Annotated in this window: 12 protein-coding genes and 1 pseudogene; 6 read left to right on the top strand and 7 right to left on the bottom strand. The window is 71.7% G+C overall.

Translation table 11 applies throughout. From position 1 onward, the window contains the following. Positions 1–18: 18 nt before the first annotated feature. The 4 genes from J5X75_RS45620 to J5X75_RS28495 form a co-directional block, all read right to left on the bottom strand. Positions 19–132 carry a SapB/AmfS family lanthipeptide gene (locus J5X75_RS45620; RefSeq protein WP_274383677.1) on the bottom strand — a complete coding sequence of 38 codons (114 nt, stop codon included), beginning with the start codon at positions 130–132 and terminating at the stop codon, positions 19–21. After that, a complete protein-coding gene (gene lanKC / locus J5X75_RS28505) occupies positions 102–2,651 on the bottom strand; it encodes a class III lanthionine synthetase LanKC (protein ID WP_208470601.1) in 2,550 nt (849 codons plus the stop codon). The genes J5X75_RS45620 and lanKC overlap by 31 nt, the downstream gene beginning before the upstream one ends. A 62-nt stretch (positions 2,652–2,713) precedes the next feature. Next, a complete protein-coding gene (locus tag J5X75_RS28500) occupies positions 2,714–3,556 on the bottom strand; it encodes an alpha/beta hydrolase (RefSeq protein WP_208470600.1) in 843 nt (280 codons plus the stop codon). Positions 3,557–3,873: 317 nt separating this feature from the next. Next, the gene (locus tag J5X75_RS28495; protein WP_208470599.1) at positions 3,874–4,314 is read right to left on the bottom strand and encodes a MarR family winged helix-turn-helix transcriptional regulator; all 441 of its coding nucleotides are present in this window, start codon (positions 4,312–4,314) and stop codon (positions 3,874–3,876) included. A 95-nt stretch (positions 4,315–4,409) separates the two neighbouring features. Here J5X75_RS28495 and wrbA point away from each other — a divergent pair, with 95 nt between their 5' ends. From wrbA to J5X75_RS28480, 3 genes are all read left to right on the top strand, one after another. Next, complete coding sequence (wrbA, locus tag J5X75_RS28490) at positions 4,410–5,036, top strand: NAD(P)H:quinone oxidoreductase (protein ID WP_208470598.1); 627 nt, start codon at positions 4,410–4,412, stop codon at positions 5,034–5,036. A gap of 24 nt (positions 5,037–5,060) precedes the next feature. Beyond that, positions 5,061–6,506, top strand: coding sequence for an MFS transporter (locus J5X75_RS28485; protein ID WP_208470597.1), 1,446 nt, complete (start codon positions 5,061–5,063; stop codon positions 6,504–6,506). Positions 6,507–6,914: 408 nt separating this feature from the next. Further along, complete coding sequence (locus J5X75_RS28480; protein ID WP_307798314.1) at positions 6,915–8,453, top strand: methyl-accepting chemotaxis protein; 1,539 nt, start codon at positions 6,915–6,917, stop codon at positions 8,451–8,453. Between the two features lie 342 nt (positions 8,454–8,795). Here the strand turns inward: J5X75_RS28480 and J5X75_RS28475 are convergent, their stop codons facing one another. Further along, positions 8,796–9,842 carry a Gfo/Idh/MocA family protein gene (locus J5X75_RS28475; RefSeq protein ID WP_208470596.1) on the bottom strand — a complete coding sequence of 349 codons (1,047 nt, stop codon included), beginning with the start codon at positions 9,840–9,842 and terminating at the stop codon, positions 8,796–8,798. Between the two features lie 1,198 nt (positions 9,843–11,040). Here J5X75_RS28475 and J5X75_RS28470 point away from each other — a divergent pair. Further along, a pseudogene (locus J5X75_RS28470) lies at positions 11,041–11,643 on the top strand (NF041680 family putative transposase); the annotation flags it as partial. A 9-nt stretch (positions 11,644–11,652) separates the two neighbouring features. On the opposite strand, the gene J5X75_RS28465 reads toward J5X75_RS28470, so the two are convergent. Both J5X75_RS28465 and J5X75_RS28460 read right to left on the bottom strand, forming a co-directional pair. After that, positions 11,653–12,540: a diacylglycerol/lipid kinase family protein gene (locus J5X75_RS28465; RefSeq protein WP_208470595.1), complete on the bottom strand. Its 888-nt coding sequence runs from the start codon at positions 12,538–12,540 to the stop codon at positions 11,653–11,655. Then, positions 12,537–14,099, bottom strand: a complete 1,563-nt coding sequence (locus J5X75_RS28460; protein ID WP_208470594.1) for an FAD-binding oxidoreductase — start codon at positions 14,097–14,099, stop codon at positions 12,537–12,539. Before J5X75_RS28460 ends, J5X75_RS28465 begins: the two co-directional genes overlap by 4 nt. Positions 14,100–14,116: 17 nt before the next feature. Between J5X75_RS28460 and J5X75_RS28455 the strand changes: the two genes are divergently transcribed. Further along, positions 14,117–14,737, top strand: coding sequence for a TetR/AcrR family transcriptional regulator (locus J5X75_RS28455; protein WP_208470593.1), 621 nt, complete (start codon positions 14,117–14,119; stop codon positions 14,735–14,737). Further along, positions 14,734–16,266 (top strand): glycerol-3-phosphate dehydrogenase/oxidase (locus tag J5X75_RS28450; RefSeq protein ID WP_208470592.1); only part of this gene is annotated, 1,533 nt, incomplete at its 3' end. The genes J5X75_RS28455 and J5X75_RS28450, both read left to right, overlap by 4 nt.

Genomic DNA, 16,266 nt, shown 5'->3' with positions numbered 1-16,266 from the left:
CCGGGCGGTGGTCCGCCATCAGCAGACCAGGAGGCTGAGGCTGCTGTCGGTGGAGGCGGCGGCCTCGTCGAGGTGCTGTTCGTCCTCCTGGTCCTCGGCGGTCAGCTGCTGCAGGTCGAGAATGTCTTGCATGGTGGTGCTCCTTCCGGTGCTGGTTGTGACGGTCCGGCCGGTGCCGGCCGGAGGCTGGTCAGGGGAGTCAACAGCGGTAACGCCGGGCGGTGCGGGCCGGCCAGGGCGAGCAGGACACCCGCGGTTCCGGTGTGCACGTCCATGGACAGGCGGCGCAGAGTGGTCCCGGGATAGGCGACGCCACCCGCGTATCCGACGGCGTGCAACCGCAAGCCGGTCAGGTGCCGGTCGACGACGGCGGCCCGGAGCGCGGGATCGGCGGTGAGGGAGGCCTGGGCGAGGAGCAGTCCGGCCCGGCCGGCGAGGAGTCCCGGATAGATGGTGAACGCGGTCTCGCAGGCCCGCAGCAGGTGCGGCAGTCGTTCGGTGGCGGGCGTGTCGGGCAGGTGGCGCGCCAGCCGTGCCGCGACGAGCGCGATGCCGGCACTGCCGTGCCACAGGTAGGGCAGCGTGCGGCCGCCGTCGAGGACGGCCAGGCCGTGTCCGGTGTCGACGCACCCGGCCAGCGCCTGCTCCATCGCCTGTCGCGCCCGCGCCAGCCAGCAAGTCTCGCCGGTGACGTCGTAGAGCCGCAGGAAGGTGAGCGCGACGCCGGCGGCGCCGGTGAACAGGCCCGGCGGCAGGCCGGCCGGGTCGAGGTCGCGGGCGAGTGCGGCGGCACGGTCGGTGAGGCGCCGGTCGCCACGATCGATGCCGAGGTCGAGCAGCGCCAGTGCGGCCCCGGCACGCCCCTCGGCCAGATCGGCGCCGGTGACGTCGCGGTCGGGTATGCGCGACAGGATGGTCTCGGCGCGATCGGGTGCCCCGAGCAGATGCAGGGTCCAGGCCACGCCGTGCGCGCCGGTCCAGAATCCCGGCCGCTGCGGCGGGGTGTCGCGCAGACGGGAGTCCAGCCACTGACGGTATCGGGGCGGGACGGGTTCGCCCGCGGTGCGCAGCGCGAAGAGGACCCCGCAGGCGCCGTAGCCGAATCCGAGTCCGTCGCTGCCGGCCTGTTCGACGTCACCGGGGAACAGCCGATCGGCGCGTTGCGGTGTCGCGCTGGCGGACAGCGCGCGGACCAGGGCGGCCCGGAGCCGGCCCGGGTCGGTGGGTGCGTCGACGGGCGCGGCGCGATAGTGGCGTGGCCCGGCCCGCAGGGTGCGCCGCAGCGCCTCGAGTGCCGGCCGGGGCACGCCGTAGCGGCGGTGCGCCCAGGCCAACTGCCGGTCGCTCACCGGGGGTACGAGTTCGTCCATCGCGACCAGCGGCAGCCACAGCCACCACCGGATCGCCGCCAGCGCGTACTCGTCGACGGCGGCCCCGCGCAGGTGCGCCGGGCTGCGGAAGCCGGGTGCGCCCAACGCGGGCCGGTGTTCGGCGCCGGTGACCGGAAACGCCGTCTCCGCGTCGATCAGCGTGGGCTCGTCGTGTTCGCCGACCAGGACGTTGCGCGGGTGCAGGTCACCGAAGATCCAGCCGCGCTCGTGCATGCCGGCGATCACCGCGGCCAGCCGGTCCGCCAGCGCGGTGGCTCGCCTCGCGTACGCGCGGAGTTCGGTGTCGGTGGCGTCGGCGTGCAGCGGACAGTTCGCCGCCACCCATCGGCCCAGGTGTACGCCGGGCACGTGCCGCATCGCCATGAAGGTGTGTTCCCAGGCGGTGAACAGCTCGTACACCTCGGGTATCCCGGGCAGACCGGCCAACTCGGACCACACCCGGTGCTCGTGGCGCAGCCGCTGCACGGCGTCGGCGCCGCGGGCGTCCAGGCCGGCATGCGGGCGGCCCTCCTTGAGCACGACCGGCGACCCGTCGGTGTTCCGGTACGCCTGGTACACCCCGCCGCCGTTGGAGAAATGCAACGCCTTGACCACCCGGTACGGCAGCCTCTCTCCGCCGGCCCGTGCCGCCACATGCGGTGCCAGCACGTCGGGCAGGCTCACCCAGCCGGGGACGGTGAACGCCGCGGTGCGCGGGTCCGGCACCAGGATGCCGTCCGGCCGGCGGATCGCCGCGACCCGCCGGCCGTCACCGGTCACCCACATCGGCCGGAATCCGCCGTAGCGTACGTACAAGGGACCGTCGCCGATCCTCAGGTCACTGAGCACGTACGCCCCGGGCATGCCCGCCAGCCTCGCCTGGAGAGCATCGAGCGTCGCGGCCAGCACGTCGTCGTCGGCCGGGTAGACGGTCACGAACTTCCCGCTGGCCGCACGAGGTGCGTACTTGCCGTTGCGGCGCAACAGCTCGGCCGGCGAGACCAGATGCTTGAAGGCCACTGTCTCCGGTACGCAGTGGCCGTGCACCACCCGCAGCACCTCTGCCGCCGTGCCGCTCGTCGCCGAGACGTGGATCTTCCAGCCCTGCTCCGGCAGCACGCGTCCCGCCGGCGTCAGCTGCCGCCACTCGCCCTGGACGCGACAGTCCCATCCCTCGGGCGCGGGCGCCAAGGCGGCGTAACCGTCACTCGGTTCCGGCGCTACGGGTATGTCGAAGAACGGCCCCGGCGCGTCACAAGCACGGTCATAACGGACATCCACATCAGGTAGCTAAGCAGATGCGGAGCAGGTGCCACGCGTCAATGACGTACAACCTCTCGTGGTCAGCCGGCCGGGAGGAACCCTTCCGCGCCGAGCCACGCCTCGCAGGCCTGGGCCCATTGGGCGGTGTGCGGAATGTGGATGGCACCGTGCTCGCCGTAGGCGACTCCGTTCGCCAAGCCGAGGCCGTGCCATCCCCGCGGATAGATGTGCAGCTCCACGGGAATGCCGGCGTCGAACAACGCCCTCGCGTACGCGAGGGCGTTCGGGAATCCCGGCGGATCCTCGGCGGTGGCCCACAGGAAGGTCGGACAGGTGTCGGCGTCGATGTTGCTGGCCGGTGAGAGTTCCTCGCGCAGGTCCATCCGCCCGTCGAGGATCCACTGCACCGGCGCGTCCGGCAGGAGGTGCAGATCCGCTGGTGAGTAGGCGAGGATCGCGAAGTCCGGCCGCGGCGGCGGCGCGTCCAGCCGTTCCGTCGACAGCACCGTGCCGGTCGCCAGCAGGCCGGCGAGATGGCCGCCGGCGCTCGAGCCGATGACGCCGATGCAGTCGCCGACGTCCCATCCGTGTTCGCCGCTGCGGATCCAGTCCAGGGCGGCGCGGCCCGACTCCAGCGGTGCGGGGAAGCGGTGGTCGGTCATCAGCGGGTACCGCAGGACGAACGCGTGAAATCCGATTCCGCTCAACCAGCGGGCATAGCCTTCACCCTCGTGCTCGGTGTGGAAGCGGTATCCGCCGCCTGGTAGCACGAGCACCGCCGGTCGCGGGCCGGAGAAACGCTCATGAGCTGGGTAGCAGGTGATGTCGGGGGCGCCCTCGGCGTGATCGCGCCGTGCCGTCGTGGTGTCGACCTCAGCGGTCTGACCTGCGGTAGTGGATGTCCGGGTTGTGTCGGTAGTCATGGATCCTTCTCGTCGTCGGAGTGGCGACGGAAGCAGCAACGGGCACCGGAGAACACTCGCGCTGGTGTGGGTCGCAGAGGATCCGCTGTCGCGGCACATGCAAGACCGGCCCACACCGGGCAGAAGTGGAAGAGGAAGAGGATTCCGGATAGGCCCGACCGGCGAGCGGCGCGGGTGACGCGCCATTGCTCAGCGGTGGCTGAAGTTGCTGCCTCCATCGTGTCGGCCCATCCGGGGCACGCGGCAACACTAGCGATCGATGCCGGAGCATTCAAGTCACCGCCGTCAGGTCCATGGCGTCAACAGGCCGGCATGGGTCAAGCGGGCGGCTTGCCGTTGACGTTGGTGGACATGGTGTGCAGGATGCCGGGCAGTTGCTCCAGCATCTCGGCGGGCAGGTCCCGTACCGTCTCCTCCGCGAGGGTGACCCAGAGCTGCCGGATCTGCTCGGCCACCGCCTTGCCGCTGTCGGTGAGTGCGACGACGGTGGCGCGCTTGTCGGTCGGGTCGGGTGTGCGCTCGATGTGCCCGGAGGTCTCCAGTTTTCGGGTCATCAGCGTCACGCTGGGTGGTTCGCAGCCGAGCGCCTCGCTGAGCTGTGCCTGGATGCGAGGGCCGGTCCGGTCGAGTTCCAGTAGCAGAGCCTCCTGACCGACATGCAGGCCGAGCGGGGCGAGCAGCTGTGCCGCCCGAGCGCGGTGACGCAGGCTGAGCAGGCGAATCGCCTGGTTGAGGGCGTCGGCGTACTCGAGATTCATCAAACCCTCCTTGACAGCATCATTCATTACGCGCATAAGATTATTTGCGTAACTATTACGCGCGTAACTAATGCTACACACGTCAAGGAGCCGACATGCCGGTGAAGGTCGCAGTCATCTACTACAGCTCGACGGGCACGGTGCACGCCCTCGCGCAGGCCATCGTCGAGGGCGCCACCTCGGCCGGGGCCGAAGTCCGCCTGCGCCGGGCCGCCGAGCTCGCCCGCGACGACGCCATTGACCAGAACCCGATGTGGCGCCGTCACGCCGATGCGACCGCGTCGATTCCCGTGGCCGAACTCGAGGACCTGGCCTGGGCGGACGCGTACGCATTCGGCACACCCACCCGGTTCGGCACGCCGGCTGCGCAGCTCAAGCAGTTCATCGACCAGGCCGGCGGCCTGTGGCGCGACGGAGTGCTGGCCGACAAGCCGGCGACCGCCTTCACCTCCGCCTACAACCGGCACGGCGGGAGCGAGGCCACGATCCTGGCGCTGAGCAACGTCTTCTACCACTGGGGTGCGGTGATCATCCCGCCCGGCTTCACGGACACGACGGTGTACGCGGCGGGCGGGAACCCGTACGGCACGGTCGCGACCGGTGGCGAGGGCGCCGACGCCGCGGCCCTGGAGGCCGCTCGTTACCAGGGCCGGCGACTGGCTCAATTCGCTGTCCGGCTCAAGGGCGCCCCCCTCGCCGCGGGCGTGTCCCCGACCGCCTGAGTCGTGGCTGAAGAGGAGGAATCCATGACGGATACCCGTACCGAAATCCAGTCGGTCAAGCCGTACTCCGGCCCGGCCTGGCTGGTCCTCGCGCTGACGTGCGCTTGCCAGTTCATGGTCATCCTGGACGTGTCGATCGTGAACGTCGCGCTGCCGTCGGTGCAGCACGATCTCGGATTCACCGACACCGGGCTGGCCTGGGTGGTCAACGGTTACGTGCTGGCGTTCGCCGGGTTCATGCTGCTGGGCGGCCGCGCGGCGGACCTGTTCGGCCACCGCCGCATGATGGTCGCCGGGCTCGGCCTGTTCTCCCTGGCGAGCCTGGCTGCCGGCCTGGCGTCCACGCCGGAGATTCTGGTCGGCGCCCGCGCCGCGCAAGGTCTGGGCGGCGCGATGCTGGCCCCGGCCACACTCGCCGTGATCAACACCTGCTTCCCCGAAGGGCCGGAGCGGGTTCGGGCGTTCGGCGCGTGGTCCGCTTCGGGCGGCATCGGGGGCATGGTCGGCGCGGTCGCTGGTGGTGTGCTGACCACGGGGCTCTCCTGGCGCTGGGTTTTCCTGATCAATGTGCCGATCGGGGTGGTGCTGGTCGCGGTGGCGATGAGGTCGCTGACCGCGGCGCAGGGCGGCCGTCGGGAGTCGATGGACCTACTCGGCGCGGTGACCGGCACGGCCGGCCTGGCGTCGGTGATCTATGGCGTCATGCAGACCGCCGACCATGCGTGGGGATCTGCGGGGGTGCTCGTCCCGATTCTGGGCGGTGTGCTCCTGCTGGCGGTGTTCCTGCTGGTGGAGAAGCGGTTCGCGACGGCGCCGACCATACCGTTGCGGCTGTTGACGAACCGTGGCGTGGCGGTCAGCAACGCGATGCTGCTGCTGTTCGGTGGCATCGCCATCGCGATGTGGTTCTTCTCGTCCCTGTTGATGCAGAACGTGCTCCAGTACAGCGCCCTCGAGACCGGGCTCGGGCAAACCCCCGCCGCGATCATGTTCGTCGTAGTCGCCCGGTTCGGCGTCGGCTGGCTCCCCCGTACCGGTGTCCGCTCGCTCATCCTGGCCGGCTGCGCATGCTTCGTGGTCGGCTTCGGCTGGCTCTCGCAAGCCGGCACTGGCAGTCACTATGTCGCCAGCGTGCTCGGGCCCACGTTGCTCGTCGCGATGGGCATCGGCCTGGTCTTCCCGACGCTCATGGCCTCGGCGACCGCCGACGTCCCACCGGGTGACGCCGGCATCGCCGGAGGCTTGGCCAACACCGCCAGCCAGGCCGGAGGCTCGATAGCCCTGGCCGTCTACGCCACCGCGGCCGCTGCCCGGGCCGCCGCGCCGAAGGGCGCGAGCTCCTCGGCGGAGGCGCTGGCCTCGGGATACGAATTGGTGTTCGAACTGGCGGCCGCCGTCGCCGTGGCGATCGTCGTGGTCAGTCTGCTGCTGCCCAGGCGGCAGCAGAGCCGAATGGCCACGACCGATTGATGTCCGCGCCACGCACGGTGACCACTCGGGTGTCAGGCCGTACCCGGCTCATCGTCGCCTGAGAATCATCTGTGCCACCAGTCAGCGGGCCCGACACTCGTGTCGGGCCCGCTGACTTCGCGCCCCGAGGGGATGCGTTTCCCATCGGAAAAATTCGGATGGCCGGTTCGGGCCCTTCGGCACATTCGGTGCTCGCCCACTAAAGGGCAGGGAGTCCGACACCGAACTGTCGTGCGTGTCGGCGGCAAACTGCCGGTTGTGGCGCTTCGGGCGATACGTGTTCCCGGAGGTGTTGACGGAAGAGGGAAATCACGTGGTTGCGGTAGGAAGCGTTCAGACAGTGTCCGTCACCCCCACGCGACGGCGCTCGTTCCGCGATCTCAGCGTCAACACCAAATCCTGAGCGCGGTGTCGGTGTCGTCCCTGGTCGCGTTGACCATCAGCGTTCTGGCTTGGCAGGGGCTGCGGGAGAGCAGCGGACACGCCGACACGCTCTACCGCAGCAACGTCGCCAGCATCGAGGCATTGGGCGATCTCCAGTCCGGCTTCCTGAAGAGCCGCCTTGACGCGACCAGCCACGCCGCCCTGCGGGACAAGACCGACAAGACCGCCTACCAGAAGGCGTTCACCGCCGACCAGGAGGCGACGGCAGCCGCATTCGCCGCCTACCGAGCCAGCCACCCGGCCACCGCCGTCGAAGCCATCGACGAACTGGAAGCTGACTTTCAGCAATACGTGACGGTCGTCGAGGACCAGCTCATTCCGGCCAGCGACCGCAACGACCTCGTCACCTGGCAGAAGATCCGCGAAGCGGAGATCGTGCCGCTGGCGAAGGAGATGGCGCAGGACATCACCGCCATGACCGCTGCCGAGAACGCCGACGCCGAGGCCAATCCCACCGCGGCCCGTGACTCGTACGAATCGAACCGCACGATCTCGATCATCCTGCTCGTGGTCGGACTGACCGTCGCTCTCGGCCTGGGTGTGCTCATCGCCCGCGGCATCGTCCGGTCGTTGCGCAAGGTTCAGGCGGTCTGCGACAGCCTCGCCACCGGCGATCTGACCCAGACCGCGGGGCTGACCTCTCTCGATGAGCCGGGACGGATGGCCCGCGCGCTGGACACCGCGGTAGACCACCTGCGCCGGACCATCACCACCATCGGCGGGTCCGCGGTCACGCTGGCCAGCGCTTCGAAGACCCTCTCCGCGGTCAGCGCCGAGTTGCAGACCGGCGCCACCGACGCCGCCGCGCAGGCCGGTGCGGCCTCGCAGGGCACCGAGGACGTCAACTCCGGGGTACAGACGATCGCGGCGGGCGCGGAAGAGATGAGCGCGTCGATCGCCGAGATCGCCAACAGCGCCGGGCAGGCCGCCCAGGTCGCGAACCGGGCCATGAGCGTCGCCGAGCGCACCACCGCGCAGGTTACCGAGCTGGGCACGGCCAGCGCCGAGATCGGTGACGTGGTCAAGCTGATCACCGTGATCGCCGAGCAGACCAACCTGCTGGCCCTGAACGCCACCATCGAGGCCGCCCGGGCGGGCGAGCTCGGCAAGGGCTTCGCGGTCGTGGCCGGCGAGGTCAAGGACCTGGCACAGCAGACCGCGAAGGCCACCGAGGAGATCACCACCCGGATCGCGGCGATCCAGTCCTCCAGCGGCACGGCCACCGAGGCGATCAGCGAGATCACCCAGGTCATCCAGCAGATCAGCGACTACACCACCACGATCGCCTCGGCCGTGGAGGAGCAGACCGCCACCACCGCGGAGATGAGCCGGTCGGTGTCCGACGTCGCGACGAACACCGGCGGCCTGGCCGGCACCGTCTCCCACGTCGCCCAGGTCGCCACCGCCACCGCCGACGGCGCCAACTCCACCCAGCAGGCCGCCATCGACCTGACCCGCCTCTCCGACGACCTGACCGCCATCGTCAGCGAGTTCCGCCACTAGCAAGTTGAGCCGGCCTGGAGCGCGGTGCCCGAGTTTCCGCAGGTCCGTTTCTCCAGGCCGCTCGCCGAATCCGCCGATCGCAGCCGCTCGGGTATCTCCTCCTCGAGACAGTCGTTCCACGAAGCGGGGTCGCGGGGGTGGAGCGCGTAGTGGGGACGCCGATCCCGGGGTAATCCATGATGGCCGTAACGGACGCTTCTCCAGAGCCGCAAAGCAGGCAAGGCCGACGTGGGAGCTGGGCCGCACGACCGGGCCGATACGAACCGCCTACACGTGATCGTCAATGCCGCAACCAAGAATGCGGAGCATCTGCGCGCGTGCCACCCGGTGCGGGATATTCACCTAGGCCCAGTCCTCCACCCCGGTGGTGACCGTGCGATCGGTGTCGGCGGCCTCCTCGATGGCCAGCGCGACGAGGTGGTCCTGTGCCCCGTCCGCCAGCGGGTACGGCGCCGGGCCGGTCCCGCGCACCCAGGCCGCCGTGGCATCCAGCAGCGTCGCGATGGCGATCTCCTCGTCACTCCACCGGCGCCCCGGGTACGGGTTGCGATAGAGCACCTCGCCGTCGAGGGTGATGGTGTCCGTGTCGAAGCCGTCGAGGTCCAGGTCGTAGCCGGTCTGGCGGCGCACCAGCGCGGACCGGAGCAGGGTACGCGGCGGGCCGAGCCGGATCAGCTCGTCGTCGCGCAACTCGCCGTGGCTGCCGCGCACCAGCAGCCGCCGGAAGCGCAGCTGGTTGTGCCACTGGTTGTCGGTGAAGTCGTACACCCCGGAACGGCCGTCGCCGAAGTCGAGGGTCGCGATCGTGGTGGTGGCGGGCCGCGGACCGGGGTCGTCGGTCCAGCCGTCACGGGTCAGCGGGTCGACCAGCGGCGCCGTGCTGCGGGTGGCCCGCACCCGGACCGGCCCGCGCCCGGCGCCGAGCAGGCCGCGGATCAGCGAGACCGCGTGGTACTGGTGGGTGGAGGAGACCTGCACCTGGGTGGGGGTGCCGATCAGCCCGGCACGCACCGCGGCGGCCCGCGCCGCGTGTGACGGCATCAACAGGTACTGTTCGGCGACCTGGACCAGGCCGGAGTCGCCGACGGCGGCCCACAGCTTGCGCAGCCCGGCAGCGTCCGGCGCGGGCGGTGTCTCGGCCAGCACCGGCAGGCCGCGCTCGACGGCCTCGACGATCACCGATGGGGTGGCCGGCCACGGCACGGCGGTCACCACGAAGTCCGGCGCCGCCTCGGCCACGCAGGCCGACAGCGACGGGAAGGTCGGCACGGGCAGCTCCCGTGGGCTGCGCACGACCGCGCCGGCGCACCGCAGGCCGGACAGCCCGTCCGCGATCCGCCAGAACATCTCGGCCCGCCATCCGGCGCCCACCACCGCGAACGAGGTCATCAGCGCACCCTATCCCGCTGGGCATCGCGCCGGTGAAGTCCCGGACCACCGGCTCGGTGGCGACTTCACCGGCAGCACCTCCAGGACGTGCCGCCCGACCGGCTGCTTGTCGGCCCGCGCCGTTGTGGAGGCGTGTCGACGTTCACGCGGACGGACGCAGGTTTCCGGACGACGGTTCGCCGACGCGGTGAGTTGCGCCTCGATGTTCACGATCTTCCGGGTGTCGATGACATCGAGCGCCACCAGTTCGGGCAGTGCGGCGAACACGGCGCAGTCGACTTCGGCGCGTACGCCCTTGAGACGGAGTGCTTCCAGCGTCGGTACCGCGGAGATCTTGCGGAAGGGAAAGTCGCGCCCGGTCGAGCTGAGCTCCAGCGCTTGCAGTGGGGCCCGGGTGGCAGAACGAGCGCTGTGGACTGCAGTCGCCGTCCGGGCGCAGCCACGGCGAGACGTCCACCGCGAGGACACGACGGCCGCCGACCACGAACGGTCCGGACCATCGCTTGGGTGCGGCGCCGGGAGACCAGCACCGGACATTGTGTATTAAATATTCACAATGTTGATAAAGGTGCTCATGCGGCCCTTGCTCGACCACGACTGCTAGTCCATGATGGGCGTCGATCTAGGTACCTATTCACGGGGAGAGTAGATGTCCAATCACATCGCCGCGCGGACGCTGTCCGTAGCTGCGTTTGTCGCCCTGAGTACCTTCGTGGCCCCGATGGCTGCCCACGCCACGGCCGATGAGTGTTCCAGCCAGCGTTGGTCTGGCGGAAGTGACCAAGACGGGTGGCAAGTGAGGTGCACGCTGCACAGGCCCGGTACAGACGCGTATCGCGCGAAGGCGGTTTGTCAGAGAGACACCAATCCCAGCAGCAAGGTCACGGTGTATGGCCCGTGGTTGACCCTGGCGGGTTCCCAGTGGTCGATTGCAAAGTGTGCAGTCAACTACTCCCTGTACAGCGGCAGTAAAGAGGTCAAATAGTAGGTCGCCTCATCACGCCGTTCCCTGTGACAGGCCGGCCTGCTGGCACAGAGTGGCGTAGGCGGTGTCCGAAAGCGGCCACCGGGCCGGTGCTCGGAACTGCTGTTTCTCGGATTTTCTCGCCATGATCGTCCTTACCGAGGCGCGTCCGGGCCGCCAGACCCCGCGAGGGTCGGCGGCCCGATGCATGCACGGTATCGACTCTCGGATTTCCGACTGACACGCCGCGCGGCCTGGACCGACCACGACCAGGCGCTGCCGATCATCGAGGGCACGGTCATCCGGCTCACCGCCGACCACCTGCCCAGCCGGGGCGAACCGAAGCCGCTCTGGCTGTGGTGGTCCAAGGTCGACGCCACCGCCAGCGACGTCGACCGGTGCTGGCAGGCGTTCCTGAGCCGCTTCGACATCGAGCACACCTTCCGCCTACTCAAACAGACACTCGGCTGGACCGCACCGCAGCTCCGCGAGCCCGCCGCCGTTGACCGTTGGACGTGGCTCGTGCTGGCCGCGCATACTCAGCTGCGTCTCGCCCGGCCCCTCACCCAGGACCTGCGCCGGCCCTGGGAACGCCCGATGGCGCCGGAACGGCTCACCCCCGCCCGAGTGCGGCGAGGGTTCTGGAACCTACGCACGATCAGCGCCTCGCCAGCGCGTGCACCTCAACCCAGCCACCCGGGCCCCGGCCGCCCGCCAGGCTCCCGCAACCGGCAGTCCGCCGCTCGCCACGACGTGGGGCTCATGCTCGTTACGGGCCAGGCACGCCAGCGGCCGAGCCATCACAAGAAGGGCGCCAAGCCCCGCCGAACCGGTTGAACGACAAGCTCATTCCGGCTCGGGCACACCGATGAGCCGCAGGGCCCCCGGCCGGACCGTGACGGTGCGGGGCCCGCCGCCCAGCGGTTCGCCGTCGGCGTACACCGGCAGCGGGCGGTCCGCCGCGACGGTGATCGTCCGCGCCCGGTGGGTTTCGATGCCGGGCAGGTCCAGGTGGGTGCCGTGCCGCAGGGCGGCGAGGGCCCGGAGCATCCGGTGTCGTGGCAGGGCCGCGACGGTGACCACGTCCAGTAGGCCGTCGTCGAGCCGGGCGTGTGGCGCCACCCGCAGGCCGCCGCCGTACCACGGTGCGTTGGCCACGACGACGGTGTGCCCGGTGAACGGCATGGTCCGTCCGTCCATCGTCAGCGTGTACTCCACCGGGCGCCAGCGGGTGATGACGGCCAGGCCGGCGAGCTGGTAGGCGATCGGGTGGCGGGGCAGCCGGCGCCGGTTGGCCAGGTCGTTGGCGGCCGCGTCGATGCCGAAACACGCGCTGCCGGTGACCACCCGGTCGCCCGCCTGCGCCACGTCGACGGGACGGCTGGGCAGGGTACGCAGGGCCCGGGCGGCGGCGACCGGATCGGCGGGAAGCGGGGCGGTGCGGGCCATGTCGTTGCCCCGCCCGGCGGGGACGATCGCCAGTTCCGCGTCGGTGCCGACCAGGCCGGCGGCGACCGCGCCCGCGATGCCGTCGCCGCCGACCGCGAGGACGGTGTGGCCTGCGGCGGCGGCCGTGGCGGCGAGTTCGGTGGCGTGGCCCAGCGAGCGGGTGTAGGACACCGTCACGGTGGCGCCGCTTTCCCGCAGTGCGCGTGCCAGTGGGGTGATGCGGGCGGCCGCGACGCCCGCACCGGCCGCCGGGTTGGCCACGGCGGTGAAGACGTCGCGGTTCACGGCAGCAGGATGCCCGGGTTGAGGATGCCGTGCGGGTCGAGCGCGTTCTTCACACCGCGTAGGGCGGCCACGCCGACGTCGCCGATCTCCCGCGTGTACCAGGGCAGGTGGGCGCGGCCGACGCCGTGGTGGTGGGTGATGGTGGCTCCGGAGGCGGCGATGGCGTCGCCGGCCGCCGCCTTGGCCGCCCGCCACTGGGCGACCGGGTCGTCGGTCTGGGCCGCGGCCACGGTGAAGTACAGCGAGGCGCCGCTGTCGTACACATGGGAGATGTGGCACATCACCAGGGGTGGTGTGCCCGCGCCGGAGAGGGTTCGTGTCAGGGCGTCGCGTACGGCGGTGTAGGTCGCCGGCAGCCGGTCCCAGAAGGTGGCGGTCTCCAGCGTCTCGGCGATGGCTCCCGCGTCGAGCAGGGCGTCGCGCAGGTAGGGGGCCCGGAAGCGGCCTTCCCGCCACGCCTCGCCGGGGGCGGCGCCCAGTGGGGTCCCGCCGAGCGCGGGCAGCCGGTGCTCGAGCGCGGCGGTGCGGGCGGCGACCTCCTCGGCGGTGCCTTCGACGCCGACCACGGCCAGGCATCCGCCGGACTGCGGACCGCCGGTGGCCGCGTTGATCGCCGTCTCGGTCTCGTCCGACAGCCGCAGCACGGTGGGCAGGGGCCCGTCCTGGGCGAGGGCGCGCACCGCGTGGGTGCCGGCGTCGAACGACGGGAAGCTCCAGCCGGTGTAGTCGCGGGCCCGCGGTGCCGGGCGGACTCGTACGGTCACCTCGGTGATCACGCCGAACGCGCCCTCCGAGCCCAGCAGGAGCTGACGCAGGTCGGGTCCGGCGGCCGACTCGGGGGCCCGGCCGGTGTCGAGTGGACCGACCGGTGTGGCGGCTCGCAGGCCGACGACCATGCGATCGAAGCGCCCGTACCCGGAGGAGGCCTGGCCGCTGGACCGGGTGGCGGCGAAGCCGCCGAGGCTGGCGTACTCGAAGGACTGCGGGAAGTGGCCGAGGGTGAATCCCTCGGCGGCGAGCAGTTCCTCGGCTCGTGGTGCGCGTATGCCGGCTTCGAAGGTCGCGATCCGGGAGACGGGATCGAGGTGAACCAGGCGGTCGAGTGCGGCGAGGTCGACCGCGAGCACGCCGGTGAAGCCGTCCCGGCGGGCGGCGAGGCCGCCGACGACCGAGGTGCCGCCACCGAACGGCACGACCGCGACCCGGTGCCGTGAGCAGACGGCCAGCAGGTCGGTCACCTGCTGTTGGGTGGCCGGCCGGGCCACCGCGTCCGGGGCGTCGCCGGCCTGCCCGGCACGTAGCCGCAGCAGGTCCTCGGTCGATTTGCCGGCCGCGTGCGCCAGGCGGCCGTCGTCGCCGGTGGACAGTGCCGGGCAGGCCGTGCGCAGGTCCTCGAGCACGGTCTCGTCGAGGGTGACGGCGGGCAGGGTGACGGTCGAGGCCGCCGGGCGGGGGCCGGTCACGCCGAGGGCCGCGCCGAGCAGGTCGCGAACGTCGGGGGACAGGGTCACGGCGGCGGCGGGGGTGCCCCATCGCGCCACGTCGCGCAATTCATTCATGAGTTACACTGTGACACATGACGTCGATTCGTCACACCCCTGAGCCGGTCAACGGCTCGTCCAGGACCAGCAGCCGCACCGATGAGGACGCTCTTCTCGACGCGGCCCGCGACTGTGTGCTCGCCGTGGGCCTGCGCCGCACCACACTGACCGACGTGGCCCGCCGGGCCGGCGTCTCCCGGATGACGATGTACCGGCGGTGGCCCGACATGGCGACGCTCGTCGCCGACCTGATGACCAGGGAGTGGGGTGAGCTCGCCCAGCAGGCGCAGGCGGCCGCGACCGGCCGGCACACCCGCGAACGCCTGGTCGACGGGCTCACCACCGGAGCCCGTCGGCTGCGGGAGCACCCGGTGTTCCGCCGCATCGTCGAACTCGACCCCGAGGTGCTGCTGCCCTACCTGGTGGACCGGCGTGGCACCAGTCAGGACCGGATGCTCGACGGGCTCCTCGTCACGATCGGCGAGGGCCAGGCCGACGGCTCGGTCCGGTCCGGTGCGCCCGGCCTGCTGGCCCGCAGCCTGCTGCTGGCCCTGCACGGCTTCGTCATCTCCGCCGGCACCATGACCGATCAGGTCACCTCGGCCGACCTGGACAGCGAGTTGCGCCTGCTCCTCGACCGGTACCTCGCGCCGTGACCGCCGCCGCCACCGCGCTGACCGCCGCGCGCCGCGCCCGCGACCTGGCCGAGCTGGCCGCCGGCCAGACCGTCGACCTGCTCGTCGTGGGGCTGGGGGTGACCGGGGCGGGTGTCGCCCTCGACGCCGCCTCCCGCGGCCTCACCGTGGCCGCCGTGGACGCGCACGACCTCGCGTTCGGCACCTCCCGATGGAGTTCCAAGCTCGTGCACGGAGGGCTGCGCTACCTGGCCGGCGGGCACGTCGGCCTGGCGTACGAGAGTGCCGCCGAACGCGACGTGCTGATGCGCCGCGTCGCCCCGCACCTGGTCAACCCGCTGCCCTCGGTGCTGCCGCTGACCACGGTGACACCCGCGGTGCCGGCGGCGCTGGCCCGCTTCGGCTTCGCCGCCGGCGACGTGTTGCGGGCGGCGGCCGGCACCCCCGGCAGCATCCTGCCCCGGTCGCGGCGGATCGCGCCGGTCGAGGTGCACCGGCTGGTTCCGGCGGTGCGGCGCAGTGGCCTGCGCGGTGGCCTGCTCGGCTGGGACGGCCAGCTCATCGACGACGCGCGGCTGGTCGTCGCGCTCGCCAGGACCGCCGCCGGGCACGGTGCCCGGGTGATCACTCGTTGCCGTGTGGAGCAGTTGCACGGCCGGGGCGCCACCGTGACCGACACGCTCACCGGCGAGCACCGCGACCTGCGTGCCCGTGCGGTAGTCAACGCCACCGGCGTCTGGGCGGACCGGCTCGACCCGGGAGTCAGGCTGCGCCCGTCCCGCGGTACGCACCTGGTGCTGCGCCCCGGCGCTCTCGGCCGGCAGCAGGCCGCTCTCACCGTGCCGGTTCCCGGCAGCACCAGCCGGTTCGTGTTCGTGCTGCCCCAGCAGGACGGTCACAGCTATCTGGGACTGACCGACGAGCCGGTCGAGGGGCCGGTGCCGGACGTCGCCGAGCCGAGCGCCGCCGAGCGGGGGTTCCTGCTCGACGTCCTGGCCACGGTGCTCGACACGCCGCTGTCGGAGGCCGACGTGGTGGGCGCGTTCGCCGGGCTGCGCCCGCTGCTCGCCGGCGCCGCCGGAAGCACGGCCGACCTGTCCCGGCGGCACGCGGTCCGGGTCGCACCGGACGGGATGACCACCGTCGTCGGCGGCAAGCTGACCACGTACCGGCGGATGGCCCGCGACGCGGTGGACGCCGCCCTGACCGCGGCCGGGCTGCCCGTGGGCCGGTGCCGGACCGCGACGCTGCCCCTGGTCGGGGCCGCCGCGCCGCAACAGCTGGCCCGGCTGGGCGCGCCGGCCCGGCTCGTCGCCCGGTACGGGACCGAGGCGGTGCAGGTGGCCGCCCTCGCCGACGACGACCCGGATCTGGCGAGCCCGGTCGCCGAGGGTCTCGCCGTGACCGGGGCCGAGCTGCTGTGGGGGACGCTCCAGGAAGGGGCACTCGACGCCGGCGACCTGCTCGACCGGCGTACCCGCATCGGGTTGGTGCCGGGCGCCCGCGGCCCGGCCCCCGCGGCCCCCCCGCCGCGGATGGCAACAGGGGGG

This window comes from Actinoplanes flavus (assembly GCF_017592555.1).
GTDB classification, from domain to species: Bacteria; Actinomycetota; Actinomycetes; order Mycobacteriales; family Micromonosporaceae; genus Actinoplanes; species Actinoplanes flavus.
The sequence above is the reverse complement of the archived record's forward strand: the minus strand, read 5'-3'. Positions and strand labels throughout refer to the sequence as shown.